At 75.2% G+C, this 3,008-nt stretch carries 3 protein-coding genes; all 3 read right to left on the bottom strand.

Going from position 1 to position 3,008, the window contains the following annotated elements:
* The coding region (locus JNW98_RS32155; RefSeq protein WP_223771836.1) for an enoyl-CoA hydratase-related protein at window positions 1–338 on the bottom strand (338 nt) is incomplete at its 3' end.
* Between the two features lie 132 nt (window positions 339–470).
* A complete protein-coding gene (locus tag JNW98_RS32160) occupies window positions 471–1,598 on the bottom strand; it encodes an acyl-CoA dehydrogenase family protein (RefSeq protein WP_223771837.1) in 1,128 nt (375 codons plus the stop codon).
* On the bottom strand, window positions 1,595–3,008 hold a 1,414-nt coding region (locus tag JNW98_RS32165; protein WP_308015692.1), incomplete at its 5' end, for a biotin/lipoyl-containing protein. The genes JNW98_RS32160 and JNW98_RS32165, both read right to left, overlap by 4 nt.

The raw sequence follows: 3,008 nt of genomic DNA on the forward strand, positions 1-3,008 counted from the left end.
TCCCCCGCCCCCGCCACCGCGATGTCGCAGGCCCCGACGATGCCGAGACCGCCGGCGCGGACGTGCCCGGCGACGCGCGCGACGACCGGTTTGGACAGTTCGACGATCTCCCGTAACAGCGCTGCCAGTTCGGCCGCGCCCGGGGGTTCTTCCAGGTCGGCGCCGGCGCAGAAGGTGCCGCCGGCGTGTGTGAGGACGACGGCCCGGGTGTCCGGGTCGTCCGCCGCGCGGGCGAGCCCGGCGCGGAGCCCGTCGATCAGGGTGGCGGATAGGGCGTTGCGGCGGGTGGGACGGTCGAGGGTGAGGGTGGTGATGCCGGCGGTGGTGCCGGTGCGCACGGGTCCGGCGGGTACGGCGGGTACGGGTCCGGGTTGTACGGGTCCGGGTTGTACGGGTTCGAGGTTCGCGGGCATGGCCCCTCCTGTCTCCCGGTACGGCCCGGGTCGTCGTCCGGACGAACGGTACGGCCCTCAGTACGACTTGGGCAGTCCCAGAGTGCGGTGGGACACGTAGTTGAGGATCATCTCGCGGCTCACCGGTGCCACGCGCGCCACCCGCACCGCCGTGAGGAGCGCCGCGAGGCCGTACTCCTTGGTGAGTCCATTGCCGCCGAGGGTGTGCACGGCCCGGTCCACCGTGTGGACGGCGACCTCGGCCGCCGCGTACTTCGCCATGTTCGCGGCCTCGCCCGCGGCGGCGTCGTCGCCCGCGTCGTAGAGCCCGGCGGCCCGGTACGTCATCAGCCGGGCCAGCTCGATGCCGACGTGCGCGTCGGCGAGCGGGTGGGCGACGGCCTGGTGGGCGCCGATGGGCCGGTCCCACACCTGCCGGACGCGGGCGTACTCGACGGCCCTGCGGAGCGCGTACCGGGCCAGGCCCAGGGCGAACGCGGCGGTCATCACGCGTTCCGGGTTGAGCCCCGCGAACAGCTGGAGCAGCCCGGCGTCCTCGTCGCCGACCAGCGCGTCGGCCGGTAACCGGACGTCGTCGAGGACGAGTTCGAACTGCCGGATGTCGCCGGAGAGTTCCATGGGGATGGGGGTGCGGTGGAAACCGGGCGCGTCGCGGTCGACGACGAAGAGGCACGGCTTGAGCCGGCCCGTCCTGGCGTCCTCCGTGCGGCCGACGATCAGGGTGGCGTCGGCGATGTCCACGCCGGAGACGAAGACCTTGCGGCCGGTGAGCAGCCAGTCGCCGCCGTCGCGGCGGGCGGTGGTCGTGATGCGGTGTGAGTTGGAACCGGCGTCGGGCTCGGTGATGCCGAACGCCATGCGCGTGGACCCGGACGCCAGGCCGGGGAGCCACCGCCGCTTCTGCTCGCCGGTGCCGAAGCGGGCGATCACGGTGCCGCAGATGGCCGGGGACACCACCATCAGGAGGAGGGGGTTACCGGCGGCCGCCAGCTCCTCCAGCACGATGGCGAGCTCGACCACCCCGGCACCGCCTCCGCCGTACTCCTCGGGCAGGTTCACCCCGAGATACCCGAGCTTCCCGGCCTCCGCCCAGAGCGCGTCCGGCGAGAGCGACCGTTCCCCGAGGGCGGCGACGGCCGCGCGGAGCGCCTGCTGCTCGGCGGTGCCGTGCGGTGCGATGGTCATGGCTGTGCCTCCTTGTCCGGGGCGGGGTCCGGGGCGGGTGGGGCGGAGGTGAGGGGCGTGGCGGGTGGAGGGTCGGCCGGTGGGGTCGGGGGCCGGTCGGCCGCGGCAGGCGGCTCGTCCGGTACGGGCGTGGGGCCGTCCGGTGCGGGCGTGTCCTCGTCCGGCGCGGGCGGGTAGTTGTCCGGGGCGGCTGCGGACTTGACCGGTGCTGGCTGGTACTTGTCCGGCCCGCCCGAGCACTTGACCGGTACCGTCCGATACTTGTCCGGTGCGGCCGAGGGGTTGGCCGGCAACGCCTCGGGTTCGTCCGGTACAGGCGGATCCTTTTCGGGTACGGCCGACGGTTCGGCCGGAACGGGGGCGGACTCGTCCCGCGCGGGCGCGCGCTTGTCCGGTACGGACTCGGGTGCGCCTCGCTCGGTCACGCGCTTGTCCGGTGCGGCCGGGCATGCGCCTGGTGCGGAGGCGGACTTGTCCGGTGCGGCCGGAGACTCGGCCGGTACGTCCGGCGGATCGGCCGGTACCGACTCGGGCGCGTCGAGTACGGCCAGAGCATTCCCCGATAGGGGCGCCGACTTGACCGGTACGGACACGGCCTCGTCCGGCGCGGACATGTGCTTGTCCGATATGGACGCGGGCTTGTCCGGTGCGGGCGGGCATGTGCCCGGTGCGGAACCGGACTTGTCCGGAGCGGAAGGGCCCGGTTCCGGCGCGGCCGGCCGCTCCCGCGCCGCCGGGCAGCCGTCCGGCCAGCCCGGACGCTCGTCCGGTCCACCCCCCGTTCCCTCCGGGGACGCCGGTGTGACGACGGCGAGCAGGTCTCCGGTGGCCACCTGGTGGCCGGGGGCCACGTGCAGGGCGGTGAGCGTGCCGGCGGTGGGCGCGGTCACGCGGTGTTCCATCTTCATGGCCTCCAGCCAGAGCAGCGGCTGCCCGGCCGCCACCCCCCGCCCGGGCGCGACACCGTCGGCGACGCGCACGACCGTGCCCGGCATGGGCGCGTGCAGCGAACCGGGTTCCTCGGCGGGGGCCGGTTCCGGGAAGCGCGGCAGGAGGGTGAACGACCAGGCGTCGGACGGCCCGTCCACGTACACCGAGCCGTCGTGGAACGCGACGGCGTACGGCCGCCGCACGCCGTCGGGCGTCTCCAGGACCACCCGCGCGCCGGCCCCCGCCCCGCTGGCCCCGCTGGCCCCGCCGACCCCACCGGCCCCGTCCACCGCGCACAGCCGCGGCGCCTCCGGCCCCGACGGCTCGACCAGGCCGCCGTCCCGGCCGACGCGGTAGCGGACCACGTACTCCGTCCCGTCCGGCTCGGAACGGAACCGTTTCACCTGCGGCCCGGACGGGACGTTGCGCCAGCCGCCGAACGGCGACCGCCCGCGCGCGTCGGCCAGGGCGGCGGCGAGG

Origin of the sequence: Streptomyces huiliensis (genome assembly GCF_020037025.1) — a bacterium.
GTDB lineage: Bacteria > Actinomycetota > Actinomycetes > Streptomycetales > Streptomycetaceae > Streptomyces > Streptomyces huiliensis.